Genomic DNA, 26,704 nt, shown 5'->3' with positions numbered 1-26,704 from the left:
CGTATAAGCCGCGCAATTGTCCGCTATGGCCCGGTCTGACCGGGGGCGGCTCATTTGGGGCCGTCAATGGCCCGTCTTGGGCCGGCCAGCATTACCGGACTTACCATCAATTCAGCGGCAGTTTGCAATTCAGCGGCAGCTTGCCAGGTTAGCGGAGAACTACCCGTGAAGCGGACTTATCAACCCAGCAAACTGGTGCGCAAGCGCCGTCACGGCTTCCGCGCCCGTCTCGCCACGACCGGCGGCCGCAAGGTTCTCGCTGCGCGCCGTGCGCGTGGCCGCAAGCGTCTGAGCGCCTGAGCCGGACGTCTCCGGAGACCTTATTATGGATCGGCTAAGGCAGCGGGCGGACTTCCTCGCCGTTGCCAATGGCGCGCGAGCCAACAGCGCCGCCTTCGTGGTGCAGGGACGCTGCCGCGACGATGATGGCCCGATCCGGATCGGTTTTACCGTTACCAAAAAGAACGGTACCGCTACCGAGCGTAATCGTATCCGGCGCAGGCTTCGCGAACTGGTGAAGCGGCTGGACGTCATACCGATGCGACCGCACCATGATTATGTGCTAGTCGGGCGGCGCGCGGCGCTGCACCGCGACTTTACGACCATGCTCGACGACCTTCGCCAGGCGCTGCTCCGCCTCGACCGGCAGCCGGCAAAAGTGGCCAAAGCGCTTCCGCGTCAAGACAACGCGTCCAAAGACACCGAATAACGACGACGGCGCGAGCCGGAACCCGAGTTGAATGACGAGACCTTGAAACGATGACCGACAATCGCAACACCATCCTCGCCGTCATTCTGTCCGGCCTCGTGCTGATCGCGTGGCAATATTTCTACAACGCGCCGCAGATGGAAAGGCAGCGTCTGCAGTCGCAGACCCAGGCCGAGCTCGCAAAGTCCTCGTCGCAGCCAGCGCCGGGTTCCGCCACGACCACGCCGACGCCAGGTTCGACCCCGTCCGCCACCACGCCCGCCCAGCCGGGCGCGGCTGTGCCCGTCGTCAGCCGCGAGGCTGCGATTGCCGCAACCCCCCGCGTCAAGATCGACACGCCGCGGGTGACGGGCAGCATCGCACTGAAGGGCGCCCGCATCGACGATCTCGCACTGGTGCAATACCGCGACACGGTCGACCCGAAATCGCCTGCGATCGTGCTGTTCTCTCCGTCGAACACCGCGCATCCCTATTATGCCGAGTTCGGCTGGGTCGGGGCCGCAGGTTCGACGGCGCGGCTTCCCGACCGCGATACGGTGTGGCAGCAGGAAGGCTCCGGCGCGCTGTCGCCGACCCACCCGGTGACGCTGAAATGGGACAACGGCGAAGGCCTCACCTTCCGCCGCACCATTTCGATCGACGACCGCTATCTGTTCAGCGTCAAGGACGACGTCACCAATGTCGGCACCGCGCCGGTCACGCTCTATCCGTTCGCCCTCATCTCTCGTCACGGCACGCCTGAGGTCTCGGGCTACTACATCCTGCATGAAGGCCTGATCGGCTATCTCGGCGACAAGGGCCTGCAGGAACACGGCTACAAATCCGTCGCCGAGGCGCCGGTTCTGGGCAGTGGCGGCCGGGGCTTCGAGTTCAATGTCACCAATGGCTGGCTCGGCATCACCGACAAGTACTGGGCTGCGGCGCTGTTGCCTGACACGTCGGCGCGCCTGAAGGCCCGCTTCCTCGCCGAACCGGGCGCCAAGGTCCGTTATCAGACCGACTATTTGCAGGATCCGCAGACCGTCGCGATCGGCGGCACCGGCAGCACCAATGCGCGGCTGTTCGCCGGCGCCAAGGAAGCCAACGTCGTCGGCATCAACTTTCCCTTCGCCGGCCACGGCGGCTACAACAAGCAGCTCGAGCTCAACCATTTCGACCTGTTGATCGACTGGGGCTGGTTCTACTTCATCACCAAGCCGATGTTCCTGGCGCTGGATTACTTCTTCCACCTGGTCGGCAATTTCGGCGTCTCGATCCTGCTGGTGACGGTGCTGGTGAAGCTCTTGTTCTTCCCGCTCGCCAACAAATCCTACGCCTCGATGGCCAAGATGAAATCGGTGCAGCCGCAACTGGCCGCACTGAAGGAGCGCTATCCCGACGACCGCCAGAAGCAGCAACAGGAGATGATGGAGATCTACAAGAAGGAGAAGATCAACCCGGTCGCCGGTTGTCTTCCCGTCCTGTTGCAGATCCCGGTGTTCTTCTCGCTCTACAAGGTGCTGTTCGTCACCATCGAAATGCGCCACGCGCCGTTCTACGGCTGGATCAAGGACCTTTCGGCGCCCGATCCGACCACGATCTTCAACCTGTTCGGGCTGATCCCGTGGGATCCCATGGTGCTCGGACCGCATGTCGGCCCGTATCTGATGCTCGGCGTCTGGCCGATCATCATGGGCATCACGATGTGGTTCCAGATGAAGCTCAACCCGACGCCGCCGGATCCGACCCAGAAGATGATCTTCGACTGGATGCCGCTGATCTTTACCTTCATGCTGGCCGGATTCCCGGCAGGTCTCGTGATCTACTGGGCCTGGAACAACCTGCTGTCGGTGCTGCAGCAGAGCTTCATCATGCGCAAGAACGGCGTGAAGGTGGAGTTGTTCGACAATCTCAAGGCGACGTTCGCCAAGAAGGCCGATTCAAAAACCTGACGACCGGCATCTGGTTGTTGGACGCGAATACTCCCAACTCGTCATGCCCGGGCAGAAGCGCGAAGCGCGTCTTCGCGCTAGACGTCCCGGGCATCCACGTCTTTGGGTCCGAGAAAGCAAGTCGTGGATGGCCGGGACAAGCCCGGCCATGACGGAGAATAGAAAGCCTTCGCATGACCGCGGAAACCGATGCGAAGCTGATCGAAGAGGGGCGAAAACTTTTCGCCGGCGAATGGCAGTTCGTCTGGGCGTCGCCGTCGATCGAAACGCTGCCGCCGATGGCCAGCGTGGAGGTGGCGTTTGCCGGCCGTTCCAATGTCGGCAAATCGAGCCTCATCAACGCGCTGACCGGCCGCAACGCGCTGGCCCGCACCTCGCACACGCCCGGACGCACCCAGGAACTGATCTTCTTCGAAGGCCCTGAGAACGCCGGGCTGCGCCTGGTCGACATGCCCGGCTATGGCTACGCCTCGGCGCCGAAGGCCAAGGTCGCGTCCTGGACCAAGCTGATCCATCAATTCCTGCAGGGCCGCGCCACGCTGGCGCGGGTCTATGTGCTGATCGATGCCCGCCACGGCATCAAGGACGTCGACCAGGACGTGCTGAAGACGCTGGATAAATCCGCCGTGAGCTATCAGGTGGTGCTGACCAAGGCCGATCAGGTCAAGCGCACCGAGCTCGAAAAGCACATCGAAGAGACCACAACCGCACTCGCCAAACATCCCGCCGCGTTTCCGGACGTGCTGGTGACCTCCTCGCGCGATGGCAGTGGCATGCCGGAATTGCGCGCGGCGATGGTGCGTCTGCTCGGTGAGCGCAGCTGATGTCACGCGCCTGTCGCGTCCTGATCGTGCTGGCCGCCATCATGGGCGCCGATGGCGTGATGCTGGCGGCCGCCTCCGCGCATCAGGCCGATGCGTCGCGGCTGGCGTCGGCGTCATCGATGCTGCTGTTCCATGCCACCGCCGTTCTCGCTGCGGTGGCGTTGGCCGAACGTGGCCTCATCCATGTCAGGATCGGCATCGCGGCCGCCTTCGGCTTCGTCATCGCGGCCGGCCTGTTCGCCGGCGATCTGACGCTGCGGCAATACGCCGGACACGGCCTGTTTCCGATGGCAGCCCCCACGGGTGGGACGCTGTTGATTCTGAGTTGGCTGGCTGTCGCCGTGGCTGCGGCGTGGCCGAGGCGAAATTGAAGCGCGGCTAGTTATTCCGTGTCCCGGACGCGGTGCAGCGGCCCACCAGCGCGTTTACGCGCTGCTCCGCAGAGCCGGGACCCATTTTCGCTTCTCGATGGACCCCGGATCAGCAGCCCACCACGCCGCAAGAGCGGCGCGCTGCGCAGCATCCGGGGAACGCCCGGCACAAGCGGAGCAAAAGAGGGCAAGTGGTACTTTGCGCCCTGCCCGCCAATCAGCTAGAACCCGGCCCGACATCTGGAAATGACGAGAGCCGCTTCATGACCGACTCGCAACATATCAGCCCACTCGATCAGGCCCGCATCCTGTCCGAGGCGCTGCCGCACATGCAGCAATATGACGAGGAAACCATCGTCATTAAATATGGCGGCCATGCCATGGGCGCCGAGGATCTCGCCAAGGCTTTCGCCCGCGACATCGTGCTCCTGGAGCAGACCGCGATCAATCCGGTGGTGGTGCATGGCGGCGGGCCGCAGATCGCGACCATGCTGAAGCGGCTCGGCATCCAGTCCGAATTCGCCGCGGGCCTCCGCATCACCGATGCGGCGACCATCGAAATCGTCGAGATGGTGCTGGCCGGTTCGGTCAACAAGCAACTGGTCGGCTACATCAACGAAGCCGGCGGCAAGGCCGTCGGCCTCAGCGGCAAGGACGGCAACATGGTGAAGGCGTCGAAGACGACGCGCACCATGGTCGATCCGGATTCCAACATCGAAAAGGCCGTCGATCTCGGTTTCGTCGGCGACCCCGACAAGGTTGACCTGACCTTGTTGAACCAGCTGATCGGCTATGAGCTGATCCCGGTGCTGGCGCCGCTGGCGACCTCGCATGACGGGCAGACGCTGAACGTCAACGCCGACACCTTTGCCGGCGCGGTAGCCGGCGCGCTGAAGGCAAAACGCCTGCTGCTGCTGACCGACGTTCCCGGCGTGCTCGACAAGTCCAAGAAGCTGATTCCGGAACTGTCGGTGAAGGATGCGCGCAAGCTGATCGCCGACGGCACGATTTCCGGCGGCATGATCCCCAAGGTTGAGACCTGTATCTATGCGCTCGAACAGGGCGTGCAGGGCGTCGTCATCATCGACGGCAAGACACAGCACGCCGTGCTGCTCGAATTGTTCACCAATCAGGGCACCGGCACGCTGATCCACAAGTGACAAGCGCGATCTCCCCGCCCGCGAAGTTCACGCGCCGCTTTCGCGCCAGAATGCGGCGGTATGGGAGGCGCACGGTCCTGGCGCTGCCGGCCGCCGCGATCTCGCTGTTCGTCTCGTCGCTGCCGGCGCTGGCCGACCTGAAGCTCTGCAACCGCATGAGCTATGTGGTCGAAGCCGCGATCGGCATCGACGACAAATCGGCGACCGCCACAAGGGGCTGGTTTCGCATCGATCCCGCCGCCTGCCGCGTCGTGCTGCAGGGCGCGCTGACCGCGGATCGCATCCTCCTCAATGCGCGCGCGCTCGGCGTCTACGGCGCCTCGCCGATCCCGCAGGGCGGCAACGACACGCTGTGCATCGCGCCGGAGAACTTCATCATCGCCGCGGCGCGCCAGTGCCGGACCGGACAGACCCCGGCGCCGTTCACCCAGGTCACGCCGACGCGGACCGATGACGGCAATCTGGTCGCTTATCTCGCCGAGGGCAGCGAGTATGACGACGAACAGGCGCGCCTTGCCGGCATCCAGCGGCTGCTGGTGATCGCGGGCTATGACGCCGCCCCGATCGACGGCGTCGATGGCCCGAAGACGCAAGCCGCGCTGAGCGCATTCCTGAAGAATCGAGGGCTTAGCCCCGACATCGTGCAGTCGCCGAACTTCTTCACCACCATGATCGACGCGGTGCAGTCGCCGTCCGCGACGGGGCTAACCTGGTGCAACGACACCCCGCACAAGATCATGGCCGCGGTCGCCACCGACGACGGCAAGGCCGTGACCAGCCGCGGCTGGTATCGGATCGATCCCGGCAAATGCCTGCATCCCGACGTGATCGGCCAACCGAAGCAGGTGTTCAGTTTCGCCGAGGCCGTCGACGGCGAGAACCGCACGGTCAGGCTGAAGGACAAGCCGCTGAACTGGGGCGGCACCAAGGAGCTCTGCACCCGCGAGAGCAAATTCGAAATCAACGAACAGGGCGATTGTGGCAGCCGCGGCCTCAGCCCGATCGGCTTTGCCGTCGTCGACATGACGGGCGGCGGCAAGACGCTAAGGTTTGCAATGCCATGATGCAGTCTATCGTCGTCCCGGCGAAGGCCGGGACCCATAACCACCGATCCCAGCCTTGGCCACCGACTACACTACAACCAAAGGCAACTCACAGCGTGCACACCAATAGACTACTCGGCGTATGGGTCCCGGCCTTCGCCGGGACGACGGTGGAGAGCGAGTCATGACAACACCCCGCACCTTCACCCACATCGACACCTGGGTGTTCGACCTCGACAACACGCTGTATCCGCATCACGTCAATCTGTGGCAACAGGTCGACGCCCGCATCGGCGAGTTCATCGCCAACTACTTGAAAATATCGGCGGAAGAAGCGCGGGTGCTGCAGAAGGATTATTACCGCCGCTATGGCACCAGCATGCGCGGCATGATGACCGAGCATGGCGTGCACGCCGACGATTACCTGGCTTACGTGCACAAGATCGATCATTCGCCGCTGGAGCCGAACCCGGCGATGGGATCAGCGATCGCCAGGCTGCCGGGGCGCAAGCTGATCCTGACCAACGGCTCGACCGACCATGCCGGCGCGGTGCTGGCGCGGCTCGGCATTGGCGACCATTTCGAGGCGGTGTTCGACATCATCGCCGCCGAACTGGAGCCGAAGCCGGCGCTGCAGACCTACCAGAAATTCCTCCGGGTTCACGGCGTCGATCCCACGAAATCGGCGATGTTCGAGGATCTCGCCCGCAACCTCGTGGTGCCGCACGAGCTCGGCATGACCACGGTGCTGGTGGTGCCTGACGGCGCCAAGGAAGTGGTGCGCGAGGACTGGGAACTGGAAGGCCGCGACGCCGCCTATGTCGATCATGTCACGGATGATTTGACGGGGTTTTTGGAAGGGTTGCCAAAAGGCTAGGGCACGCATGCGCCACACGCGCAGTCGTCATACCCCGCGAAAGCGGGTACCCAGTACGCCGCAGCCTCTCGGCTCAATCACGAACGTCTCTGGAATACTGGGTCACCCGCCTCCGCGGGTGACGACAACAGAGCAAGCCTTGACTCTCCGCCGCCAAATCCCGAAAAAGCCTCCCAATTCACGTTACAACTGGCCCGATGTCCTAAGGAAATCCCGATGTCCCTGTCCGCGCTGGAATCCACCGTCAATACCGCGTTCGATGCCCGCGACGGCATCTCGACGTCGACCAAGGGTGAAGTTCGCGAGGCTGTCGATCATTCGCTCGAACTGCTCGACAAGGGTGAAGTGCGCGTCGCCGAGCGTGCGGCCGACGGCAAGTGGAAAGTCAATCAGTGGCTGAAGAAGGCGGTGCTGCTGTCGTTCCGCCTCAACGACATGGGCGCGATCCCGGGCGGCCCCGGCAAGGCGACGTGGTGGGACAAGGTGCCGTCAAAGTTCGATGGCTGGGGCGAGAACCGTTTTCGCGACGCCGGCTTCCGCGCGGTGCCCGGCGCGATCGTGCGCCGCTCGGCCTTCATCGCCCGCAACGTCGTGCTGATGCCGTCCTTCGTCAATCTCGGCGCCTATGTCGATGAAGCCACCATGATCGACACCTGGTCCACCGTCGGCTCCTGCGCGCAGATCGGCAAGCGCGTGCACATTTCCGGCGGCGTCGGTATCGGCGGCGTGCTGGAACCGCTGCAGGCCGAGCCTGTGATCATCGAGGACGATTGCTTCATCGGCGCGCGCTCGGAAGTGGCCGAAGGCGTGATCGTCCGCAAGGGCGCGGTGCTCTCGATGGGCGTGTTCCTCGGCGCCTCTACCAAGATCGTCGACCGCGACACCGGCGAGACCTTCATCGGCGAAGTTCCGGAATATGCCGTTGTGGTGCCCGGCAACCTGCCGGCGCGTCCCCTGAAGAACGGCCAGCCCGGCCCGTCCACCGCCTGCGCCGTCATCGTCAAGCGCGTCGACGAGCGCACCCGCGCCAAGACCAGCATCAACGAGCTGCTGCGCGACTAGGATAGCGGGCTGATTCTCAGCCATGCCTGAGGCACGCACGCGCTCCCACTCCCTGCGCGACATTCCGGGCGGGGTGTGGGCGCTCGGCTTCGTCTCGATGCTGATGGACATCTCATCGGAGATGATCCATGCGCTGCTGCCGATCTATCTTGTCACCGTGGTCGGCACCTCGATGGTGACCGTGGGCGTGATCGAAGGCATTGCGGAAGCGACCGCGTCGATCACCAAGATATTTTCCGGCGCGCTTTCCGATTGGCTCGGCAAGCGCAAATGGCTCGCGGCGTTTGGCTACGGCCTTGCGGCGCTGACCAAGCCGATGTTTCCGCTGGCGCCGACGGTCGGCTGGCTGGTCGCGGCGCGCTTCATCGACCGGGTCGGAAAAGGCATCCGGGGCGCGCCACGCGACGCGCTGGTGGCGGACCTTGCGCCGGCGCATCTGCGCGGAGCCAGCTTTGGCCTGCGCCAGTCGCTCGATACGATCGGAGCTTTCGCCGGCCCCTTGCTGGCCATCGGCCTGATGTGGCTGACCGCGGACAATTTCAAGGCGGTGTTCTGGTTTGCGGTCATCCCCGGCTTCCTGTCCCTGGCCTTGATCATCTTCGCGGTGCGCGAGCCCGACCGCCCCGCAGGCTTGCGCAAGGTACGCAACCCGATCAGCCTTGCCGAAATCAGGAATCTCGGCGCGGCCTATTGGTGGGTGGTGGCGGTCGCGACGGTTTTCACGCTGGCGCGCTTCAGCGAAGCCTTCCTGATCCTGCGCGCGCAGGGCGTCGGCATGCCGCTCACCCTCGTGCCCGTGGTGCTGGTGCTGATGAACGTGGTTTACGCCGCCGCCGCCTACCCGGCCGGCGTATTGTCGGACCGCGTCAATCGCGTCACCGTTCTGGCTGTCGGCATCCTGGTGCTGGTGGCCGCCGATATCGTGCTCGCCTTGCTGCCTTCGCTCACGGGGGTCGCGCTCGGCGTCGCGCTGTGGGGGCTGCACATGGGATTGACCCAGGGGCTGCTGGCGACGCTGGTGGCGGATACCTCGCCTCCCGAATTGCGGGGCACGGCCTTCGGATTTTTCAACCTGCTGGGCGGCTTTGCCATGCTGGCGGCCAGCGTCATGGCCGGGGCGTTGTGGGATCGTGCAGGGCCGGAAGCCACGTTCTTCGCCGGTGCCGGCTTTGCGCTGGTGGCGCTGGTGGGCCTGCTGGCGGTGCAGGGCCGAACCAAAGCAGGCCGAATCGAACCAAAATAGGTGGGAACGCGACCAATATTCCGGAACCGCGGCGTTTTTCTGCCGTCCGGAGGTTGTGATGGACTACGCCCGTTTACTGCTTGGTTTCAATGGCCGCATCAACCGCGCCAGGTACCTTGCTGTCCAGCTCGCACTCCTGACCTTCTGGCTGGTGCTTTGGCTCAAATCCCCGTTCGGGCAATGGGAGGTTTTGCAGGCCGGCGCCGTCATCGCGATGCTCTGGATCAACGCTGCCACGACCGCCAAGCGGCTTCACGACCGCAACAGGAGCGGCTGGTGGGCGATTGCGGTGCTGATCGTCAACCCTCTCTCCTACGTTTATTATGCTCTGTTCTTCGGGCTCTATTTCGGCGTTGATGTTTCGGCCGCGCGGGAGATGCTGCTCGTGATGGGTGCTGTGGCGCTATCGGTTCTGCAAACCTGGATTGTCATCGAGCTGTTTTTCCTGATCGGAACCGACGGCCGCAACCGGTTCGGAGCCGATCCGACGCGTGCTCCCAAATCGCCCATCATGTCGCACCCGCAGTCGTTCGGCGTTCCGGATTTTCTCCTGCACCGTGCCGGTCCGGTCGCACGTGGTTGATACCTGGCTGTTAGCCCGGAGTTTCGTGCATGAAATACGTCTGGTACCTGTTCAGCTTCGAAGGCCGCATCAACCGCGCCAAATGCTGGCTGGCGATGCTGATTGTCATCAGCTGGATGGTATTCCTGGCTGTGGCGGTGTCGAGCGTCGCCCATCTGTTCGGTGCGGTCACGCCAAAATCGTTCCACATTGGGACCGACCAGATCTTCAGCGTCATCGATCCCGAAGCCTGGCGGTCGTTGTCGTCAGCCAATCGCATCAGCCTCTTGATCCAGGTGATCGGAATGCCGCTGTTCCTGTGGGTCTATCTTGCGACCTCGGTCAAGCGGCTGCATGACCGCAACAAGAGCGGCTGGTGGATGCTGCTGTTCTTCGTGATGCCCGGTCTTTACAGCCAGTTCGGTACCCGGCTCGAGGATTTGCTCGGCGATTCCTACTTCGTGATACCGCTGAGCCTGAACGCGTTCGTATTCACCGTGTGGGGTTTCGTCGAGCTGTATTGCCTCAAGGGCACCACCGGGACCAACGCCTACGGCGCCGACCCGCTGGCGCCGGTCGATACGCGGCCCGCATGGGACCAGCAAAGCGAGATCGAAATGGTGCCGCACAAGGCTGGCCCGCCGCCGGTTTGGCGTGTTAAGCCGGGGTATGAATGATGCCGTTTCCATTGCCCGCAACCTCGTCCGCTGCCCTTCCGTCACCCCGGCCGATGCCGGCGCGCTCGGTGTTCTCGAAAACCTCCTGAAGGCCGCCGGCTTCGAGGTGCATCGCGTTACATTCGGCGAGCCCGGCACAGCTGACATCGACAATCTCTATGCCCGCATCGGCGATAGTGCCCCGCACATCACCTTCGCCGGCCATACCGACGTGGTGCCCGCCGGCGATGAGGCGGCGTGGAGCCATGGCGCTTTCTCGGGCGACATCAAGGACGGCTTTCTCTATGGCCGCGGCGCGGTCGACATGAAGGGCGGCATCGCCTGCAGCGTCGCGGCGGTGTTGCAATATCTCGCTGACCATGACGGCAAGCCAAAGGGGTCGATCTCGTTCCTGATCACCGGCGACGAGGAAGACATTTCCGTCAACGGCACCATCAAGCTGCTGAAATGGTGCGCCGAGCGCGGCGAGAAATTCGACCATTGCGTGCTCGGCGAACCCTCGAATGTCGAAGTGTTAGGAGACTGCATCAAGGTCGGCCGCCGCGGCTCGCAATCCGGCACGCTGTTCGTCGACGGCGTGCAGGGCCACGTCGCCTATCCGCATCGCGCGGCCAATCCGGTGCCGGATATTTCGCGGCTGATCGTGGCGCTCTCCGACGAGCCGCTCGACCATGGCAGCGCCCAGTTCCAGGCCTCCAACCTTGAATTCACCTCCGTCGATGTCGGCAACACCGCGAGCAACGTCATCCCCGGACAGGCGCGCGCGAAATTCAACATCCGCTTTAACGACAACCACACGCAGGAAACGCTGCGGGCGCTGGTCGATGAGAGACTGGCGAAAGCCTGCGGCAACCGCATCCGCGCGCACATCAAATGGGAGCCCTCGAACTCCAACGTGTTCGTCACAAAACCCGGCGCCTTCACCGACCTCGCGGTCAGCGCCATCGAAGAGGTGACGGGACGCAAGCCGGAACTGAGCACGAGCGGCGGCACCTCCGACGCACGCTTCATCTCGAGCTATTGCCCGGTGATCGAATTCGGCCTGGTCGGCCAGACCATGCACCAGGTCGACGAACGCACGCCGGTCTCGGATATCGAGAAGCTGACGAAGGTGTATCGCGGGATATTGGATCGGTACTTTGCGTGAACCACCAGTGTCATCGTCCGCGAAGGCGGACGATCCAGTACTCCGTGACCTGTCGATCAACGACTGCGGCCGCGGCGTACTGGATACCCCGCCTTCGCGGGGTATGACCCAGACTATGGCGGGCCGGCTATTCCGGGATAGAGGTCGTCCCAGTTCGGATTGTGCTCCTCAATCAGTCGTATCTTCCAAGATCGATTCCATTTCTTGAGCCGTTTCTCGCGCTTTATTGCATTTTCGGCGTCGTCGAATTGCTCGTAGTATACCAGTTTCGCCACATCGTATCTCTCAGTGAAACTTTCCACCAACTTCAAACGATGCTCTGCGACACGACGAATGAGATCACTGGTCACTCCGATGTAGAGCGTCCCGCCGATCTTGCTCGCAAGAATGTAGACGTAGAAGTTCTTCCGTCCCATCGCTGAAGTTTCGGAGTACTGGATCGCCCGGTCAAGCCGGGCGAAGACTGCAACGCTGAGGTCATCGTCCGCGAAGGCGGACGATCCAGTATTCCGCAGCATCTCGGTCTATCGCTGAAGCTGCGGCGTACTGGATACCCCGCCTTCGCGGGGTATGACCGGTGGCTCACCTAATAATCCACACGCACCAGATATAGCCCGTCCGGCGGCGCGACGGGGCCGCAGGCGGCGCGGTTGCGGGCGGCGAGGGCTGAGGCAAGATCGTCGGCGCTCCAGCGGCCCTCGCCGACCCAGACCAATGAGCCCACCATCGAGCGAACCTGGCTGTGCAGGAACGAGCGCGCCGAGGTCACGATCGCAACCGCATCGCCGTCCCTGACGACGTCGAGCTGGTCGAGCGTCTTCTCCGGCGATTTCGCCTGGCACTCGGTGTCGCGGAACGTCGTGAAGTCATGCTTGCCAAGCAGCCGCTGCGCGGCGGTGTGCATCGCGTCGGTGTCGAGACGCCGCGGCACCCGCCAGGTGCGGCCGATATCGAGCGCGAGGTTGGCGCGATGGTTGGTGATGCGATAGCGGTAATGCCGCTTCATGGCTGAAAATCTCGCCTCGAAATCGTCGGCCACGATCTCGGCGCTGAGCACGCCGATCGGATGCGGCCTTAAATGCGCGTTCAGCCCGTCGCGCAAGCGCCCCGGCGGAAACGGTTTCTGGATATCGCAATGGGCGACCTGCCCCAGCGCGTGCACGCCGGCATCGGTGCGCCCTGCGCCATGCACGCGAACCTGTTCGCCGCAGATCGCCTTGACCGCGGTTTCCAGCGCGCCCTGCACCGTTGGGGCGTTGTCCTGGATCTGCCAGCCCGAAAAGGGCGTGCCGTCATATTCGATGATGAGCTTGTAGCGGGGCATCAGCCGAGCCGCGCCGGCGGCTTGAGCGGCGTGCCGCGCAAAAAGTCCGCGGCTTTCATCGGCGCCTTGCCGGCGCGCTGCAACTCGAGAATTTTTATCGCGCCGTCGCCGCAGGCGATCGTGAGCTGCTCGTCAAATACATCGCCCGGCGCGCCCGCGCCCTTGGCCGGCTCACAGCGCAGGATCTTGATACGCGCCGCTTCGCCATCGAGCGCGGCCTCGCACCAGGCGCCCGGAAACGGCGACAGCCCGTGAATGTGCCGCAGCACCTCGCGCGCCGGCCTGCTCCAGTCGATCCGCGCCTCGACCTTCTCGATCTTGGCAGCATAGGTGACGCCCTGCTCGCTTTGCTTGCGCAATTGCAGACCGCCGCGTTCCAGCCCGCCCATCGCGCGCACCATCAGATCGGCGCCCAATGGCGCCAGCGCGTCGTGCAGATCGGCTGCGGTCATGGTGTCCGATATGGCCAGCCGCTCGGCCATCGCGACGTCGCCGGTATCGAGGCCGACATCCATCTTCATCACCATCACGCCGGACTCGGCGTCGCCTGCCATGATGGCGCGGTTGATCGGGGCGGCGCCGCGCCAGCGCGGCAGCAACGAGCCGTGCAGGTTGAAACAGCCAAGCGGCGGCGCATCCAGGATCGCCTGCGGCAGGATCATGCCATAGGCGACGACGACGGCGGCATCCGCGTTGTGCGCGCCAAACGTCTCGAGCGCGTCCGGCGTCTTCAATGTGGTCGGCGTCAACACGGATATGCCGAGCCGCCGGGCTTCCTGCTCGACCGGCGTCACCTGCAGCTTCATGCCGCGCCCGGCCGGCTTCGGCGCGCGGGTGTAGACGGCCGCGATCTCATGGCCATGGGCCACGAGCTCCAGCAGCGTCGGCACCGCGAAATCGGGCGTGCCCATGAAGATCAAGCGGAGAGGCATCTCGGCAGCGTTTCCCTAGTCCGGCATCTAGATAACGAGCGTCATCCTGAGGTGCGAGCCCTTGCGAGCCTCGAAGGATGCGCAGGAAAGAAAGAATGTCGCTTGCGGCTGCCGTCGCCCTTCGAGGCTCGCAAGAGCTCGCACCTCAGGGTGACGGCAGAGAGAGAGCTGTAACTACTCCGCCGCCCTCTTCGCGGCTTTTGTGAATTTCTTCAGCACACGGTCACGCTTCAGCTTGGACAGGTAGTCCACGAACAGCACGCCGTTGAGGTGATCGATTTCGTGCTGGATGCAGGTGGCGAACAGGCCGTCGGCGTCCTCCTCGTGCACCTTGCCGTCCAGATCGGTGAAGCGCACGCGCACCTGCGCCGGCCGCTCCACTGCCTCGTAATATTCGGGGATTGACAGACAGCCTTCCTCATAGACCGAGAGTTCCTCGGACGAGGAGATGATCTCCGGATTGATGAAGACCCGCGGCTGCGGCCTGGTCTCGCCGTCCTCGGTCTTCTTGGCCAGATCCATGGTGATCAGCCGCAGCGGCTGCGCGACCTGGATCGCGGCGAGGCCGATGCCGGGCGCGTCGTACATGGTCTCGAACATGTCGTCGGCGAGCTTGCGGATCTCCGCCGTCACCTTCTCGACGGGTTTGGAGACGAGCCGCAACTGTTTGTCCGGCAGGATGATGATTTCTCGGATTGCCATGATGGGGCGATTTAAGCTGCTGGTTTGCCGCGGTCAATGCGCGGCGGAACCGGTTAAGGCGGCGTTAACCACGAAAATAAAGGGATCATTTACCATAAATGTTCCCTCTTCGTTCGCGATATCAGGCGAATCGGCTTACAAGCAACCATGAACGAGATTCTTTTTATCATCGGCGACCAGCCGATTCGTGTCGTCGACGCCCTGCTCGGCTTTGGCGTATTGGCGCTAATCCTGCTGCTCACCATTGCCATCGTCATTGCCCGATCTGGCCGCCGTGGCGCGGAACTCGCGATGGCACAGGCGATCCGCGCGGACGAGCTCGAAGAGCGCCTGAGCGAGATGTTGCGGGCACAGAGCGAATCCACCGGCCGGGTCGATGCGATGGGACAGGCGCTGGCCGGCCGTCAGGCCGAGATGGCCCGCGCCGTCAATGAGCGGCTGGATTCGGTGACCCACCGGGTCGGCCAGTCGATGGAAGCGACCACGCGCAACACCATGGACAGTTTGCGTGCCCTGCATGAGCGGCTCGGCATTATCGACAATGCGCATAAAAATCTCACCGACCTCACCTCGCAGGTCACCACGCTGCGCGACGTGCTCGCCAACAAGCAGTCGCGCGGCGCGTTCGGCCAGGCGCGGATGGAAGCCATCGTCCAGGACGGCATGCCGAAAGGTGCTTACGAGTTCCAGTACACGCTCTCATCAGGCAAGCGGCCGGATTGCGTGGTGTTCCTGCCCGACCAGCGCCCGCTCTGCATCGATGCCAAATTCCCGCTGGAGGCGATGACCGCGCTGCACGACGCCCGCACCGACGAGGAGCGCAAGTACGCCACAGGGCGCCTGCGCGCCGACGTGATGAAGCATGTCAACGACATCGCCGAGAAATATCTCATCACCGGCGAGACGCAGGACACCGCGCTGATGTTCGTGCCGTCGGAATCGGTCTACGCGGAAATTCACGACGGGTTCGACGACGTGATCCAGAAAGCCTACCGCGCCCGCGTCGTGCTGGTGTCGCCGTCGCTCTTGATGCTGGCGATCCAGGTGATGCAGCAGATTCTCAAAGACGCCCGCATCCGCGACGCGGCCGACCAGATCCGCAACGAGGTGATGCATCTCGGCGACGATTTGACCCGGCTGCGCGAACGCGTGGTGAAGCTGCAGAAGCATTTTGGCGACGTGAACGAGGACGTGCGGCAAATCCTGATCTCCGCCGACAAGATCGAAAAGCGGGCGGGGCGAATCGAGGAGCTGGATTTCAGCAAGACCGAGGCATCTGTGGAGGCCCCGCGCATCGTCAAGTCAGGTGCACCGGAGTTGTTTCCGTTGCAGCGCAAGCTGCAGGCGGGGGAGTAGCCGGGGCTACAATGCCGGTGTCATCGCCCGGCTTGACCGGGCGAATCCGCCCAGTATTCCAGAGGCGGCCCATGGGCACCCGCAGCTTCTACGTCTATATCCTCGCCAGCCGCATCGGAGGGACGCTTTACATCGGTGTCACCAACGACCTGATTCGTCGCGTTGCCGAGCATCGCCTGAAGTTGGTCAAAGGATTCACGAAGAAGTACGATGTCGATAAACTGGTCTATTTCGAGCAGTTCGATGACGCTGAAAATGCGATCAAGCGCGAGAAGCAATTGAAGAACTGGAATCGAGCCGGAAGATCCGGCTGATCGAGGAACTCAATCCCAACTGGGACGATCTGTATCCAAGCATCGCCGGCGCTTGAATAGCTTCCGCTCATCCCTCCTCGTCATACCCCGCGAAGGCGGGGTATCCAGTAACACGAGGGAGTAGTTGGTGAACTCGGGCTTCGCGGAATACTGGATCGTCCGCCTTCGCGGACGATGACAGCTTGGGTAGGCGATCTACCGGGCGATGACAGTATCATTTTTGGCGGCCGAATCTGCTAACACCCCTTCATGACCACACCCGAAGCCCCCTCGACATCGGCAACACCACCCCGCGCCTCCTGGCGCGAAGCGTGGGCGGTGTATCTGCAGCCGCGCGTGCTGATCGTGATGATGCTCGGATTTTCGTCCGGGCTGCCGCTGGCGCTGTCGGGATCGACGCTGCTGGTATGGGTCAGCGAGAACGGCGTCAGCCTCGGCACCATCGGGCTGTTCACCCTGGTCGGCACGCCCTACACGCTCAAGTTCCTGTGGGCGCCGCTGGTGGATGGCCTTAACATTCCGCTGCTGACGCGTTGGCTCGGGCGGCGGCGCGGCTGGCTGGTCTTCACCCAATTGCTGCTGATGGCGGCGATCCTCGGACTGGCGCTGACCGATCCCGCGCGCTCGCCGTTCTTCGTGGCGCTCGGCGCCCTGCTGGTCGCAACGACGTCGGCAACGCAGGACATCGTGGTCGATGCTTTCAGGGTCGAAAGCCTTGCGGAGAACGAACAGGCCGCCGGTATGGCGTCCTATGTCGCGGCCTATCGCGTCGGCATGGTGGCGTCCACGGCCGGCGCGCTGTTTCTCGTCACTGGCTTCGAATATGTCGGGCTGACCCGGCTCGATGCCTGGATGGCGAGTTTCGCTGTCATGGCGGCGCTGGTGCTGATCGGCATCGTCACGGTGCTGTGCGCGCGGGAGCCGGAGCAGTCCCGCATCGCTGACGCCGCAGCAGGCGGAAAGCCTTCGGTCAGCCGCATCGCCGAGGCCGCGATGGGCGCTTTCAGCGAGTTCCTGACGCAGCGCTATGCCATCGTCGTGCTGGTGTTCGTGATGCTGTTCAAGTTCACCGACGCCTTCGCCGGCGCGATGACAGTGCCGTTCATCATCGACATCGGCTTTACGCGCAACGACTACGCCATCATCGTCAAGGGCGTCGGCCTGGCCGCGACCCTGATCGGCGGTTTCGCTGGCGGCTTCCTCGCGCGCGGCACCTCGCTGGTGACGTGCCTGTGGATCGGCGGCCTGCTGCAGGCGGTGTCCAACCTCACCTTCACCTGGCTGGCACTGGTCGGGCCGCAGCAATGGGCGCTGACTATCGCCGTCTCGGTGGAAGCGTTCACTGGCGCTATCGGCACGGTAATCTTCGTCGCCTATCTCTCCGCGCTGTGCAAGAACCCGCTGCACACCGCCACGCAATACGCGCTACTCACCGCGCTGGCGTCTGTCGGCCGCATCTATCTGTCTTCCGGCTCGGGCTATGTGGCCGCGGCGACGGGCTGGCCGCTGTTCTTCGTGGTCTCCGTACTGGTCGCAGTGCCGAGCCTGATCCTGCTGGTGTGGCTGCAGCGGCGCGGGCATTTCGATGAACTGGGGCCGATGAAGGTTTAGCTCAGCTGTCGTCACCCGGCTTGACCGGGTGACCCAGTATTCCAGAGACGCCGGTTGCTGAATCGAGAAGCCGCGGCGTACTGGGTCGCCCGGTCAAGCCGGGCGATGACATCGGTTTTTGTGACAAAGACTCCAACTAATTCTTCGTCACGACGCTCCACTTGGTGATCACGGCTTCGCTCATTTGTCCGGCGGCCTCGGCACAGGCGACTTCATCGACCTTCACCGAAATTTCCTTGCCGACCTTGCCCTTCAACTGCGCGGCCTGCGCGTCGCTGGTGATGACGAGTTGGAAAGTCTCCGGCCCGGTCTCGAGGTTGCACAGACCGCTCGGTGGCGGCAGGCGACGCGGCTCGGACGTAATCTGGTAGGTCGCGATCTTCGCGCCACGCTTGCCGCCGCGCGTCTTCATGGCGTTGAGCTCGCCCGAGAGGACGTCTCCAACATTGATCAGCTTGCCTGCCTTGGCCGGTGCAGGCTCCTCCTGCTGAGCCGTCTGCGCGGAACCAGCAGGCGCCGCAAACGCCGTGACCATTACCAACACAAAAGCCGAGCGTGTGGCGAATCGTCGTTTCGTCATTTCCGATAGTTCCATGATAAAGAGAATCAGAACAGAGTTCGCTGTCGCATCGCAGCCGATAGCGTACCTTCATCGAGATAATCAAGTTCGCCGCCGACTGGAACACCATGGGCCAGCCGTGTGACCTTGACGTTGGCTTCCTGCAACAGATCGGTGATGTAATGCGCCGTGGTCTGGCCATCAACCGTTGCATTCAGCGCCAGGATGATCTCGCCGACCTGCTGGTCATGTGCGCGCGCCACCAGCGCGTCGATGGTGAGATCCTGAGGACCGACGCCGTCGAGCGGCGACAGCGTGGCGCCCAGCACGTGATAGCGGCCGTTGGTCGCATTGGCCCGCTCCAGCGCCCACAAATCCGCGACGTCGGCGACCACGACGATGGTGGTGGGATCGCGCCGCGGATCGGTACAGACCGTGCAGGGATTTTGCGTATCGATATTGCCGCAGGTCTTGCAGACCTGGATCTTTTCAATCGCCACCTGCAGCGCGCCGGCGAGCGGCGTCATCAGCGCTTCGCGCTTCTTGATCAGATGCAGCGCCGCGCGCCGCGCCGAACGCGGCCCAAGCCCCGGCAGCCGCGCCAGGAGCTGGATCAGACGTTCGATTTCAGGGCCGGCAACCGCAGTAGCCATTTCAGGTGAGACCAAGCATTTCAGTTAAGACCAAGACTTCAGGTAAGACCAAGGCTTCAGGTAAGACCAAGCCCTGGCGGCAGGCCGAGCCCGCCGGTCAGCGCCTGCATCTTTTCCTGCATCGCGGTTTCCGCCTTGCGCCGGGCGTCGTTATGCGCGGTCACCAGCAGGTCTTCGAGGATTTCGCGGTCTTCCGCCTTCATCAGCGACGGATCGATCTTGACGCCCTTCACTTCCATCTTCGCGGTCATCCGCACGGCAACCATGCCGCCGCCGGAAATACCCTCGACTTCGACATTGCCGAGTTCTTCCTGCATCGCCTGCATCTTGGATTGCAGCTGCGCCGCCTGCTTCATCATGCCGAGAAAATCAGCCATTTGGTTTTCCTTCGGTGCGTTCTCTCAAGATATCGATCAATCGTCGTCGCTGTCCGAACGCTCGGCCGGGTCCTCACCGATCGCGTCGGTTTCCGGCGGCTCGGCGGCAAGCTTGCGCACCTCGACGACTTTGGCGCCCGGGAACCGGGCCAGCACTTCCTGCACGCGCGGATCGGCCTCCGCGGCCCGCGCATGTTCGTTCTTCGCATGCTCGTTCTGCGAACGAACCGTCGGCTGGCCGGTCTCGTTGGAGACGATCACGGTCCAGCGCCGGCCGGTCCATAGTTCCAGCTTGCGGGAGAGATCGCTGACCAGCGCCCGCGCCGCGTGGCGCTCCAGCGCGACTTCCAGCCGCCCATCCTCCAGGCGCACGAGGCGCATGTCGGCCTCGAGTGCCGCCTTGATCAGCAGATCGCGCTTCTCGCCGGCCAGCGCGACGAGCTGCGCAAAACTGGAGATTCGCAAAGCGGGCGCGGACTGCGCCTCCGGCGCGGGCGCCGCCATTTGCGGGCGCGCGGACGCCTCGGCGCCGGACCTCTGTACCGTGGGCGCGCGCATCGGCGCTGACGACATGGAAGACACGGTCGAAGCCGGCGCCGCGCGCGAGGGCGCAGCACTTGCCGAAACGACCGGCGAGCCGCCGCCGTTTTGTTCGAGCATCCTGATCGCTTCGTCCGGCGTCGGCATGTCGGCGACATAGGCGATGCGCACCAGCACCATTTCGGCGGCAGCGGCCGGCCGTGTCGCGGTCTGCACCTCGGCGATGCCTTTAAGGAGCATCTGCCACATCCGCGACAGCACCCGCATCGACAATTTGGCCGCAAAATCGCGGGCACGCACGCGCTCGGTTTCGCCATAGGCGACGTTGTCGGCGGTGGCCGGCACGACTTTCACGCGGGTGACGAAATTGACGAACTCGGCGAGATCGGACAGCACCACGACCGGATCGGCGCCGACATCATACTGTTCGCGGAATTCCTTGAAGGCGCTGGCGATGTCGCCGCGCGCCAGCGATTCAAACAAATCAATCACGCGCGTGCGGTCGGCGAGTCCGAGCATCTGCCGCACCGCGTCGGCGCGCACGGTGCCGGCCGCATGCGCGATCGCCTGATCGAACAGCGACAGCGAATCGCGCACCGAGCCTTCGGCGGCGCGCGCGATGATGCCGAGCGCCTCGGGCTCGACCTCGACGCCCTCTTTGGTTGCGATGTTGGACAGGTGCCCCATCAGCACATCGGCCTCGACGCGGCGGAGGTCAAAACGCTGGCAGCGCGACAGCACCGTGACCGGGACTTTGCGGATTTCGGTGGTCGCGAACACGAACTTGGCGTGCTCCGGCGGCTCCTCCAGCGTCTTCAGGAACGCGTTGAAGGCGGCCGTCGACAGCATGTGGACTTCGTCGATGATGTAGACCTTGTAGCGCGCGCTCGCCGGCGCATAGCGCACGCTGTCATTGATCTGGCGGACATCGTCGACGCCGGTATGGGACGCCGCGTCCATTTCCAGCACGTCCATGTGCCGGCTTTCCATGATCGCCTGGCAGTGCACGCCGAGCGTCGGCATCTGGATCGCCGGCCCCTTCACCGAGCCGTCAGCCATTTCGTAATTGAGCGCGCGGGCGAGAATTCGCGCCGTGGTGGTTTTGCCGACCCCGCGCACCCCGGTCAGAATCCAGGCCTGCGGGATTCGCCCCGTTTCGAACGCATTCGAAACGGTGCGGACCATGGCCTCCTGGCCGATCAGGTCCTCGAAACTGGAGGGGCGGTATTTGCGCGCCAGAACCCGGTAGGGCTTTCCGGCCTCGGGCAGACCGTCTGCATTGTCGGGGGGAGCGCCAGCATCACTCATCGGTCGATCCGCAATTGATTGTCTCTCAAGGCCGGCTTGCGGAACGGAAGAGGAATCAAGCGCCAAAGGCGGCCTCGCCGCTTTCAGCGCGATTCGCTCGAAAAACAGGTAGGAGACTGACGAGCGACCCGATCCGGACCTCGTTAGGGCTGCTTCCTTCCGGACCTGACCCGGTTGGCGAGTGGCTCGTCCACCGCCAATCTCCCGGTCCTTATTTGGGGCCAAAAGGGCCGGAAAGCAAGCGGGGTGTCGGCTGTCATACCCCGCGAAAGCGGGGTATCCAGTAAACTCCGGCCTATCGATAATCGAGAAGCTGCGGGGTACTGGATCATCCGCTTTCGCGGATGATGACACCTTGGTAAGAAGCCAGACCGGTGCCCCAAGGAAGGCCCAATTTAAGCCCGACACGTATTGGGCATTCGGGAACCCCTAATGTCTGCTGACGCCGCCTGGTCGCTGCACTCCCAACTCCAGAAAGACACCATCGACATCGGCGACCTGCCGCTGTGCCGGGTGCTGGTCATCAAGGACGCGCATTATCCGTGGCTGCTGTTGGTGCCGCGCCGCGAGGGGGCGGTGGAAATCATCGATCTCGACGAGGTAGCCCAGGCGCAGTTGATGACGGAAGTTTCCCGCGTCGCCCGTGCCCTCAAAGAGATCACCAAATGCGACAAGCTCAATATCGCGGCACTGGGCAATCTGGTGCCACAGCTCCATGTTCACGTCGTCGCACGCCGCACCAGCGACGCCGCCTGGCCGCGGCCGGTCTGGGGCGTGATGCCGCCACTGGCGCATGACGCCGAGGAAGTCCAGAATTTCATCAGCGCGCTCCGCCGCAAGATTTGGCTAGGTTGAATTCATGTCAATTTTCGATTCGTTTCCGCTCGGCAAGCCGGCTTTCGTTACTCACATTCTCGACCGCGCCGCGCATCTGCGCAGCAATGACGAGAAACTGTTCGCGCTGGAAAGCCACCGCGACGCCGGCGCCTATGTGATCTACCGCGACTCGCTGGTGGTGCGGCAGGAGGCCGGCGGCTCTCGCGTCCTGCTCAGCGTCGACGAGGCCGTAAAACTGGGCGCCAATCCCGGCACGATCTTTTTGGGCCTGCGCGACGGTGCACCTGTTTTCGGCATGGGCATCGCCGCGGCGGCGGTGGAAAAGCTGCTGACGCGCGACGATGTCGCGGTCACCGAGCTGCGCGGCATGGTGATGCAGGGCGCGGTGCCGACCGAACAGCTCTCGGCGATCGCGACGGCGAAATCGATGGTGACTTGGCACCAGCGCCATGGCTATTGCGCCAATTGCGGCACCCGCACCGCGATGAAGGAGGGCGGCTGGAAGCGCGACTGTCCGAACTGCAAGGCCGAACATTTTCCGCGCACCGATCCGGTCGTGATCATGCTGGTCACTCATGGCGACAGATGCCTGCTCGGACGGCAGAAGCAGTTTTTGCCGGGGATGTGGTCGTGCCTGGCGGGTTTCGTCGAGGTCGCCGAAACCATCGAGGACGCGGTCCGGCGCGAGATTTTCGAAGAATCCGGGATTCACTGCACCGACGTGACCTATTACATGACGCAGCCATGGCCCTACCCGTCGTCGCTGATGATCGGATGCGCCGCGCGCGCAACCTCGGACGAAATCGTGGTCGACAAGGCCGAACTGGAGGATGCGCGCTGGTTCACTCGCGACGAAGTGGCCCTGATGCACAGCCGCACACATCCCGACGGCATGTTTGCCGCGCATCCGTTCGCGATCGCTCACCATTTGATCGGCCGCTGGGTGCATGGGGGAACCGACTCGAGCGCATAGCGGGAACTCACACATGGGCCAAATCATTACCCCCGGACTCTCTTCTGGGTTCCGGCATATGGCGGAGCCGGCATGACGGATTCCGGTATGAACTTTCAAGATAAAGCGCCGAAAACCCCGCCGCGGATCCTGTGCATCGGCATGCCGGTGCGCGACCTGACCTTTCATACGCCAGCTGTTCCTGGGCGCGGCTCCAAGGAGAACGCCACCGCATTCGACGAGATCTGCGGCGGCAACGCGCTCAATGGCGCGATCGGCATCGTCAGGCTCGGTGGCCGCGCCTCGATCTGCGGGCCGATGGGCGATGCCAAGGAAACATCTGCTCGATTCATCTTCGATCAGATGGCGCATGAGGGCATCGAGACGAAACATCTCATCCACATGCCGGGCCTGGTGACGCCGATCTCGGCTGTCATGATCGATCCTTCCGGCGAGCGCACCATCGTGACCTTCCGCGATCCGGAGCTGTGGAAGGTGAAATTGCCCGACTTCGACACGCTGCTGGACGATTGCGCCGCCATTCTCACCGAGAGCCGTTGCGCTGAATTCTGCACCGATCTCTGCGCCGAGGCGCAACGGCGCGGCATCCCCGTGATCGTCGACGTCGACCGCGCTATGTCGCTGCGCGAGGGCTTGCTCAATGCGTCTTCGCATCTGGTGTTCTCGAGCGAGCCGCTGCAGGAGACCGCTGATGTCGCCGACGACGCCCAGGCGCTGAAGAAGATCGCCAAACTGACCAAGTCGTTCCTGGCGGGGACCCGCGGTGCGCGCGGCACCATCTGGCTCGACGAGAATCAGGCCATCCAGGAAACCCCGGCGTTCCCGGTCCACACGGTGGACACCCTGGGCGCCGGCGACGTGTTCCACGGCGCCTTCGCGCTCGCGATCACCGAGGGGCAGGAACTGCGTCAGGCGCTTCGGTTTGCCTCGGCTGCCGCGGCCCTGAAATGCACCCGCTTAGGCGGCGCCTTTGCAGCGCCGCAACGCATTGAAGTTGAAGAGCTTTTGAGCCAAGGGCAAAGTACCAGTCCGGCCTCGCGTGGCCAATAAGATAGGCTTGCTATAGAAGAATTTTCTATATATGAGGAATGAAAGCCTCATTCATGGAACATTCTTCTCATGACCGACATTGCCGTCCAGCTTCACGAAGCCAATCGCCGCCTCGACGCCATTGACCGCAAAATCCTGACGGTGCTGCAGGAGGACGCCTCGCTGTCGGTCGCCGAGATCGGTGATCGGGTCGGGCTGTCCTCGACGCCGTGCTGGAAGCGCATCCAGCGGCTAGAGGCCGACGGGGTGATCCTGCGCCGGGTTGCGCTGGTCGACCAGAACAAGATCGGGCTCGGCATTTCCGTGTTCGTCTCGGTCGAAAGTTCCGACCATTCCGAGGCCTGGCTGAAGACCTTCGCCAGCGCCGTCAGCGCCATGCCCGAGGTGATGGAATTCTACCGGATGGCGGGCGACGTCGACTACATGCTGCGCGTGGTGGTCGCCGACATGGCGAGCTACGACGTGTTCTACAAGAAGCTGATCAGCGCCGTGCCGCTGAAGAACGTGACCTCGCGCTTTGCGATGGAGAAGATCAAGTCGGTCACCGCACTGCCGGTGCCGGCGGCGTAACCGCCGACCGATATTGCGCCGCGACAACGCTACCCTAGGCTGAAGGTTTACGCGCCGTTAGCTTCGTCACGATACTGTCTTGTGATGGAGCGGGGGGAAATCACTCCAACGACCCGACGGCCTGTCTGGCTGAACGCTGCCGCGCTGCTGATCGCGAGCTGGATCGGAATCGCAGCACTGTCGTTGCAGGTCAGGACCGGCGCCGAGGTCGTGGCGGTGGCCTTCCCGCCCTGGTGGAGCGACCGGCAAGCCTTCATTGCTACCGCGTCCGCCAACGCCGCCATCGTCAGGACGACCGCCGTTCCGGCCCTTCTGATCGTGCGACCGGACGACAATGACGGGCTGACACAACTGCACAAAGCAGGCGCCTGGCTGACCATGGACCCGCAGGCGATCGCGGCCTGCTTCGCGAAATAGACGCGTACTTCACGACCTGCAATTTCGGAGCTGGGAATGACCTTCGAAAGCGAAGACCTGGTAATCCTGCGCGAAACAGCCAGCAAGATACTGCTCGCGGTGCTCTGGCTGCATGTTCCGATCGCGCTCGTCATCGGCATGGCGCGCGATGCCGACTGGCTGGTACCGGCCGCATTCATGGCCGCAATGGCGCTGGCCGCGACCGTGTCGTGGCGCGTGTCGGGCAACGGACTTTCCACCCGCCTGATCGTTGCCGTCGCGTTGATGGCCGATGTCGCCATGTTTGTCTTCCAGCTTGCGGGACATCGCTGGCAGGTCGACATGCACATGTACTTCTTCGCAGCATTGGCCTGTCTGGTCGCCTATTGCGACTACCGGCCGATCGTCATCGGTACGGTGGCTGTCGCGCTGCACCACCTGACGCTGAACTTCCTGCTGCCGGCAGCGGTCTATCCCGGCGGCTCCGACTTTGGCCGCGTCGTTCTCCACGCCGTCATCCTCCTTATCGAGGCAGGCGTGTTGATCTGGCTCACGACCACGGTCACCCATTTGTTCGAAATGGCGGCACAGAAGACCGCGGAGGCCGATGCGGCAAGCGCTGCCGAAGCGCGCGCCACCGCCGACCGCAACATGGCCGAGCAAGCCAAGCGCGACCGTGATGCCGCAAGGCGCGAACTGTCCGCCGGCTTCGAGCGCAGGATCAGTGGCGTCGTCGAGGCCGTCGCCATGGCCGCCAGCGAGATGCAGGGCCTGTCGGCTTCGATGAGCGACAGCAACGCTGAAACCTCGCGGCAGACCGCCACGGTCGCCGCGGCATCGACGCAGGCCTCGGCAAACGTGGAAACGGTGGCATCGGCAACCGAAGAGCTCGCGGCTTCGATCAACAGCATCGCCCAGCAGGTGACGCGTTCCGCCGAGATCGCCAACAAGGCCGCCGAAGAGGCGCGCCGCACCAACGCCGTGGTCGAGGGGCTGGCCGCCGGCACCCAGAAGATCGGCGAAGTGGTGACGCTGATCCAGAGCATCGCCAGCCAGACCAATTTGCTGGCGCTGAACGCCACGATCGAAGCCGCCCGCGCCGGCGAACATGGCCGGGGATTTGCGGTGGTGGCGAGCGAGGTCAAGGCGCTGGCCAATCAGACCGCGAAGGCGACGGAGGAAATTTCCGCGCAGATTCAAGCCATCCAGACCGCCACCGGCGAGGCCGTCAACGCCATCCAGGTGATCAGCGGCACCATCGCCGAGATCGACGAGATCTCAAGCGGAATCGCCGCCGCGGTCGATCAGCAGGGTGCCGCCACGCGCGAAATCGCCGGGAACGTGCAGCAGGCCGCTGATAGCACAAGGGATGTCAACGACAGCATCCTAAGCGTCAGCCGGGCTTCCGATGAAGCCGGCCGCGGGACGGAACGGTTGCTCGATGCCGCGAATGGCCTGTCGTCGCAGTCGGGCCGGCTGAAATCCGAGGTCGACAGCTTCCTCGGCTCGCTTCACGCGGCGTAGGGCAGCTGTCGTTACCCGGCTTGACCGGGTAACCCAGTATTCCACCGACGTCGAGATTCATTGGAGAAGCCG

29 protein-coding genes, 1 other RNA gene and 1 pseudogene are annotated in these 26,704 nt (G+C 63.6%); 22 read left to right on the top strand and 9 right to left on the bottom strand.

Going from position 1 to position 26,704, the window contains the following annotated elements; genetic code table 11:
- Nucleotides 1–165: 165 nt before the first annotated feature.
- The 13 genes from rpmH to dapE all read left to right on the top strand — a co-directional run bounded on the left by rpmH (nt 166) and on the right by dapE (nt 11,606).
- Entirely contained in the window at nt 166–300 is a 135-nt protein-coding gene (gene rpmH, locus JQ641_RS30740) for a 50S ribosomal protein L34 (RefSeq protein ID WP_006609582.1), read from the top strand.
- A gap of 25 nt (nt 301–325) precedes the next feature.
- Nucleotides 326–709, top strand: coding sequence for a ribonuclease P protein component (rnpA, locus tag JQ641_RS30735; protein WP_211999597.1), 384 nt, complete (start codon nt 326–328; stop codon nt 707–709).
- Nucleotides 710–759: 50 nt separating this feature from the next.
- Complete coding sequence (gene yidC / locus JQ641_RS30730; protein ID WP_211999596.1) at nt 760–2,640, top strand: membrane protein insertase YidC; 1,881 nt, start codon at nt 760–762, stop codon at nt 2,638–2,640.
- A 173-nt stretch (nt 2,641–2,813) separates the two neighbouring features.
- Nucleotides 2,814–3,464, top strand: a complete 651-nt coding sequence (gene yihA, locus JQ641_RS30725) for a ribosome biogenesis GTP-binding protein YihA/YsxC (RefSeq protein WP_211999595.1) — start codon at nt 2,814–2,816, stop codon at nt 3,462–3,464.
- A complete protein-coding gene (locus JQ641_RS30720) occupies nt 3,464–3,835 on the top strand; it encodes a DUF423 domain-containing protein (protein ID WP_211999594.1) in 372 nt (123 codons plus the stop codon). The genes yihA and JQ641_RS30720 overlap by 1 nt, the downstream gene beginning before the upstream one ends.
- Before the next feature lie 263 nt (nt 3,836–4,098).
- Entirely contained in the window at nt 4,099–4,995 is an 897-nt protein-coding gene (argB, locus tag JQ641_RS30715; protein ID WP_192739163.1) for an acetylglutamate kinase, read from the top strand.
- A 77-nt stretch (nt 4,996–5,072) separates the two neighbouring features.
- Entirely contained in the window at nt 5,073–6,059 is a 987-nt protein-coding gene (locus JQ641_RS30710) for a DUF1036 domain-containing protein (RefSeq protein WP_211999664.1), read from the top strand.
- Between the two features lie 163 nt (nt 6,060–6,222).
- Complete coding sequence (locus JQ641_RS30705; RefSeq protein ID WP_211999593.1) at nt 6,223–6,915, top strand: pyrimidine 5'-nucleotidase; 693 nt, start codon at nt 6,223–6,225, stop codon at nt 6,913–6,915.
- Between the two features lie 216 nt (nt 6,916–7,131).
- A complete protein-coding gene (gene dapD / locus JQ641_RS30700; protein ID WP_211999592.1) occupies nt 7,132–7,977 on the top strand; it encodes a 2,3,4,5-tetrahydropyridine-2,6-dicarboxylate N-succinyltransferase in 846 nt (281 codons plus the stop codon).
- Between the two features lie 22 nt (nt 7,978–7,999).
- Nucleotides 8,000–9,220, top strand: coding sequence for an MFS transporter (locus JQ641_RS30695; RefSeq protein WP_211999591.1), 1,221 nt, complete (start codon nt 8,000–8,002; stop codon nt 9,218–9,220).
- Between the two features lie 58 nt (nt 9,221–9,278).
- Complete coding sequence (locus tag JQ641_RS30690) at nt 9,279–9,803, top strand: DUF805 domain-containing protein (RefSeq protein ID WP_249150859.1); 525 nt, start codon at nt 9,279–9,281, stop codon at nt 9,801–9,803.
- Between the two features lie 29 nt (nt 9,804–9,832).
- A complete protein-coding gene (locus JQ641_RS30685; protein ID WP_211999588.1) occupies nt 9,833–10,459 on the top strand; it encodes a DUF805 domain-containing protein in 627 nt (208 codons plus the stop codon).
- Nucleotides 10,452–11,606 carry a succinyl-diaminopimelate desuccinylase gene (dapE, locus tag JQ641_RS30680; protein WP_211999586.1) on the top strand — a complete coding sequence of 385 codons (1,155 nt, stop codon included), beginning with the start codon at nt 10,452–10,454 and terminating at the stop codon, nt 11,604–11,606. Before JQ641_RS30685 ends, dapE begins: the two co-directional genes overlap by 8 nt.
- 113 nt (nt 11,607–11,719) lie before the next feature.
- Here dapE and JQ641_RS30675 read toward each other — a convergent pair whose 3' ends face one another.
- From JQ641_RS30675 to def, 4 genes are all read right to left on the bottom strand, one after another.
- Complete coding sequence (locus JQ641_RS30675; RefSeq protein ID WP_211999662.1) at nt 11,720–12,022, bottom strand: GIY-YIG nuclease family protein; 303 nt, start codon at nt 12,020–12,022, stop codon at nt 11,720–11,722.
- Between the two features lie 170 nt (nt 12,023–12,192).
- Nucleotides 12,193–12,930, bottom strand: a complete 738-nt coding sequence (truA, locus tag JQ641_RS30670; protein WP_211999585.1) for a tRNA pseudouridine(38-40) synthase TruA — start codon at nt 12,928–12,930, stop codon at nt 12,193–12,195.
- Nucleotides 12,930–13,862, bottom strand: a complete 933-nt coding sequence (fmt, locus tag JQ641_RS30665) for a methionyl-tRNA formyltransferase (RefSeq protein WP_211999583.1) — start codon at nt 13,860–13,862, stop codon at nt 12,930–12,932. Before fmt ends, truA begins: the two co-directional genes overlap by 1 nt.
- A 174-nt stretch (nt 13,863–14,036) precedes the next feature.
- Nucleotides 14,037–14,564 (bottom strand): peptide deformylase, encoded by a 528-nt coding sequence (def, locus tag JQ641_RS30660; RefSeq protein WP_211999581.1) that lies wholly within the window; start codon nt 14,562–14,564, stop codon nt 14,037–14,039.
- Nucleotides 14,565–14,711: 147 nt separating this feature from the next.
- On the opposite strand from def, the gene JQ641_RS30655 reads away from it, so the two are divergent.
- The 3 genes and pseudogenes from JQ641_RS30655 (at nt 14,712) to JQ641_RS30645 (ending at nt 17,845) form a co-directional block, all read left to right on the top strand.
- On the top strand, nt 14,712–15,920 hold the full coding sequence (locus tag JQ641_RS30655; protein ID WP_211999580.1) for a DNA recombination protein RmuC: 1,209 nt from the start codon (nt 14,712–14,714) through the stop codon (nt 15,918–15,920).
- Between the two features lie 71 nt (nt 15,921–15,991).
- Nucleotides 15,992–16,290, top strand: a pseudogene (locus JQ641_RS30650) (GIY-YIG nuclease family protein).
- 193 nt (nt 16,291–16,483) lie between these two features.
- On the top strand, nt 16,484–17,845 hold the full coding sequence (locus JQ641_RS30645) for an AmpG family muropeptide MFS transporter (protein ID WP_211999578.1): 1,362 nt from the start codon (nt 16,484–16,486) through the stop codon (nt 17,843–17,845).
- A gap of 136 nt (nt 17,846–17,981) precedes the next feature.
- On the opposite strand, the gene JQ641_RS30640 is transcribed toward JQ641_RS30645, so the two are convergent.
- From JQ641_RS30640 to ffs, 5 genes are all read right to left on the bottom strand, one after another.
- Nucleotides 17,982–18,425: a hypothetical protein gene (locus JQ641_RS30640; protein WP_211999577.1), complete on the bottom strand. Its 444-nt coding sequence runs from the start codon at nt 18,423–18,425 to the stop codon at nt 17,982–17,984.
- Nucleotides 18,426–18,451: 26 nt separating this feature from the next.
- Nucleotides 18,452–19,057: a recombination mediator RecR gene (recR, locus tag JQ641_RS30635; RefSeq protein ID WP_192739177.1), complete on the bottom strand. Its 606-nt coding sequence runs from the start codon at nt 19,055–19,057 to the stop codon at nt 18,452–18,454.
- A gap of 56 nt (nt 19,058–19,113) precedes the next feature.
- Entirely contained in the window at nt 19,114–19,434 is a 321-nt protein-coding gene (locus JQ641_RS30630; RefSeq protein WP_192739178.1) for a YbaB/EbfC family nucleoid-associated protein, read from the bottom strand.
- Between the two features lie 36 nt (nt 19,435–19,470).
- On the bottom strand, nt 19,471–21,282 hold the full coding sequence (locus JQ641_RS30625; RefSeq protein ID WP_211999576.1) for a DNA polymerase III subunit gamma/tau: 1,812 nt from the start codon (nt 21,280–21,282) through the stop codon (nt 19,471–19,473).
- Between the two features lie 108 nt (nt 21,283–21,390).
- Nucleotides 21,391–21,487, bottom strand: an RNA gene (gene ffs / locus JQ641_RS30620) — signal recognition particle sRNA small type.
- A 227-nt stretch (nt 21,488–21,714) separates the two neighbouring features.
- On the opposite strand from ffs, the gene JQ641_RS30615 reads away from it, so the two are divergent.
- The 6 genes from JQ641_RS30615 to JQ641_RS30590 all read left to right on the top strand — a co-directional run bounded on the left by JQ641_RS30615 (nt 21,715) and on the right by JQ641_RS30590 (nt 26,632).
- Entirely contained in the window at nt 21,715–22,137 is a 423-nt protein-coding gene (locus JQ641_RS30615; RefSeq protein WP_211999575.1) for an HIT domain-containing protein, read from the top strand.
- Between the two features lie 4 nt (nt 22,138–22,141).
- Nucleotides 22,142–23,092 carry an NAD(+) diphosphatase gene (gene nudC, locus JQ641_RS30610; RefSeq protein ID WP_192739181.1) on the top strand — a complete coding sequence of 317 codons (951 nt, stop codon included), beginning with the start codon at nt 22,142–22,144 and terminating at the stop codon, nt 23,090–23,092.
- Between the two features lie 87 nt (nt 23,093–23,179).
- On the top strand, nt 23,180–24,142 hold the full coding sequence (locus JQ641_RS30605) for a sugar kinase (RefSeq protein ID WP_211999574.1): 963 nt from the start codon (nt 23,180–23,182) through the stop codon (nt 24,140–24,142).
- A 69-nt stretch (nt 24,143–24,211) separates the two neighbouring features.
- On the top strand, nt 24,212–24,712 hold the full coding sequence (locus JQ641_RS30600; RefSeq protein ID WP_192739183.1) for an Lrp/AsnC family transcriptional regulator: 501 nt from the start codon (nt 24,212–24,214) through the stop codon (nt 24,710–24,712).
- Between the two features lie 84 nt (nt 24,713–24,796).
- Nucleotides 24,797–25,129: a hypothetical protein gene (locus JQ641_RS30595; protein ID WP_211999573.1), complete on the top strand. Its 333-nt coding sequence runs from the start codon at nt 24,797–24,799 to the stop codon at nt 25,127–25,129.
- Between the two features lie 36 nt (nt 25,130–25,165).
- On the top strand, nt 25,166–26,632 hold the full coding sequence (locus tag JQ641_RS30590) for a methyl-accepting chemotaxis protein (RefSeq protein ID WP_211999572.1): 1,467 nt from the start codon (nt 25,166–25,168) through the stop codon (nt 26,630–26,632).
- Nucleotides 26,633–26,704 lie beyond the last annotated feature (72 nt).

This window comes from Bradyrhizobium sp. JYMT SZCCT0180 (genome assembly GCF_018130165.1).
Taxonomy (GTDB): domain Bacteria; phylum Pseudomonadota; class Alphaproteobacteria; order Rhizobiales; family Xanthobacteraceae; genus Bradyrhizobium.
The sequence above is the reverse complement of the archived record's forward strand: the minus strand, read 5'-3'. Positions and strand labels throughout refer to the sequence as shown.

Bases quoted from the DNA above. Each gene is read 5' to 3' on its own strand.
- rnpA (WP_211999597.1), top strand. From the start codon at position 326: ATGGATCGGCTAAGGCAGCGGGCGGACTTCCTCGCCGTTGCCAATGGC.
- yidC (WP_211999596.1), top strand. From the start codon at position 760: ATGACCGACAATCGCAACACCATCCTCGCCGTCATTCTGTCCGGCCTC.
- yihA (WP_211999595.1), top strand. From the start codon at position 2,814: ATGACCGCGGAAACCGATGCGAAGCTGATCGAAGAGGGGCGAAAACTT.
- JQ641_RS30720 (WP_211999594.1), top strand. From the start codon at position 3,464: ATGTCACGCGCCTGTCGCGTCCTGATCGTGCTGGCCGCCATCATGGGC.
- argB (WP_192739163.1), top strand. From the start codon at position 4,099: ATGACCGACTCGCAACATATCAGCCCACTCGATCAGGCCCGCATCCTG.
- JQ641_RS30705 (WP_211999593.1), top strand. From the start codon at position 6,223: ATGACAACACCCCGCACCTTCACCCACATCGACACCTGGGTGTTCGAC.
- dapD (WP_211999592.1), top strand. From the start codon at position 7,132: ATGTCCCTGTCCGCGCTGGAATCCACCGTCAATACCGCGTTCGATGCC.
- JQ641_RS30695 (WP_211999591.1), top strand. From the start codon at position 8,000: ATGCCTGAGGCACGCACGCGCTCCCACTCCCTGCGCGACATTCCGGGC.
- JQ641_RS30690 (WP_249150859.1), top strand. From the start codon at position 9,279: ATGGACTACGCCCGTTTACTGCTTGGTTTCAATGGCCGCATCAACCGC.
- JQ641_RS30685 (WP_211999588.1), top strand. From the start codon at position 9,833: ATGAAATACGTCTGGTACCTGTTCAGCTTCGAAGGCCGCATCAACCGC.
- dapE (WP_211999586.1), top strand. From the start codon at position 10,452: ATGAATGATGCCGTTTCCATTGCCCGCAACCTCGTCCGCTGCCCTTCC.
- JQ641_RS30675 (WP_211999662.1), bottom strand. From the start codon at position 12,022: ATGGGACGGAAGAACTTCTACGTCTACATTCTTGCGAGCAAGATCGGC.
- truA (WP_211999585.1), bottom strand. From the start codon at position 12,930: ATGCCCCGCTACAAGCTCATCATCGAATATGACGGCACGCCCTTTTCG.
- fmt (WP_211999583.1), bottom strand. From the start codon at position 13,862: ATGCCTCTCCGCTTGATCTTCATGGGCACGCCCGATTTCGCGGTGCCG.
- def (WP_211999581.1), bottom strand. From the start codon at position 14,564: ATGGCAATCCGAGAAATCATCATCCTGCCGGACAAACAGTTGCGGCTC.
- JQ641_RS30655 (WP_211999580.1), top strand. From the start codon at position 14,712: ATGAACGAGATTCTTTTTATCATCGGCGACCAGCCGATTCGTGTCGTC.
- JQ641_RS30645 (WP_211999578.1), top strand. From the start codon at position 16,484: ATGACCACACCCGAAGCCCCCTCGACATCGGCAACACCACCCCGCGCC.
- JQ641_RS30640 (WP_211999577.1), bottom strand. From the start codon at position 18,425: ATGACGAAACGACGATTCGCCACACGCTCGGCTTTTGTGTTGGTAATG.
- recR (WP_192739177.1), bottom strand. From the start codon at position 19,057: ATGGCTACTGCGGTTGCCGGCCCTGAAATCGAACGTCTGATCCAGCTC.
- JQ641_RS30630 (WP_192739178.1), bottom strand. From the start codon at position 19,434: ATGGCTGATTTTCTCGGCATGATGAAGCAGGCGGCGCAGCTGCAATCC.
- JQ641_RS30625 (WP_211999576.1), bottom strand. From the start codon at position 21,282: ATGAGTGATGCTGGCGCTCCCCCCGACAATGCAGACGGTCTGCCCGAG.
- JQ641_RS30615 (WP_211999575.1), top strand. From the start codon at position 21,715: ATGTCTGCTGACGCCGCCTGGTCGCTGCACTCCCAACTCCAGAAAGAC.
- nudC (WP_192739181.1), top strand. From the start codon at position 22,142: ATGTCAATTTTCGATTCGTTTCCGCTCGGCAAGCCGGCTTTCGTTACT.
- JQ641_RS30605 (WP_211999574.1), top strand. From the start codon at position 23,180: ATGAACTTTCAAGATAAAGCGCCGAAAACCCCGCCGCGGATCCTGTGC.
- JQ641_RS30600 (WP_192739183.1), top strand. From the start codon at position 24,212: ATGACCGACATTGCCGTCCAGCTTCACGAAGCCAATCGCCGCCTCGAC.
- JQ641_RS30595 (WP_211999573.1), top strand. From the start codon at position 24,797: ATGGAGCGGGGGGAAATCACTCCAACGACCCGACGGCCTGTCTGGCTG.
- JQ641_RS30590 (WP_211999572.1), top strand. From the start codon at position 25,166: ATGACCTTCGAAAGCGAAGACCTGGTAATCCTGCGCGAAACAGCCAGC.